Consider the following 374-nt stretch of genomic DNA (forward strand, 5'->3'; position numbering starts at 1 on the left):
AACGCCTGCCGCGCCTCAATGCTTCAGGGTAGCCAACCTGTAAGTAATCGTGATGAGTTGCCAAAAGAAAAAGCCGCATCACTCCAACTGCGCAATTTAATCCGGCAGCGCCACGCCGAATGGTCAGATAAGACGTTCGGTAATGTCGGACCAGTCGGACCGCTTAAGCACCTCTCAAAAGAGGCGCTGGAGGCCGCAGCCGAACCTGACGACCTCAGCGAGTGGGCTGATATGCAGTTCCTGTTATGGGACGCCCAGCGGCGCGCTGGTATTTGCGATGGTGAAATCACAGCAGCGATGGAAGAAAAGCTGAAGGTGAACATGGCGCGCCAGTGGCCTGAGCCGAAGGACGGTGAACCACGACTACACATCAA

General features: G+C 55.9%; 1 protein-coding gene. It reads left to right on the forward strand.

Going from position 1 to position 374, the window contains the following annotated elements; translation table 11 throughout:
• Window positions 1-18: 18 nt before the first annotated feature.
• On the forward strand, window positions 19-374 hold a 356-nt coding region (locus JTI98_RS10270), incomplete at its 3' end, for a DUF550 domain-containing protein (RefSeq protein ID WP_216082239.1).

It is taken from the genome of Citrobacter sp. MGH 55, from assembly GCF_016906145.1.
Lineage (GTDB): Bacteria > Pseudomonadota > Gammaproteobacteria > Enterobacterales > Enterobacteriaceae > Citrobacter_A > Citrobacter_A amalonaticus.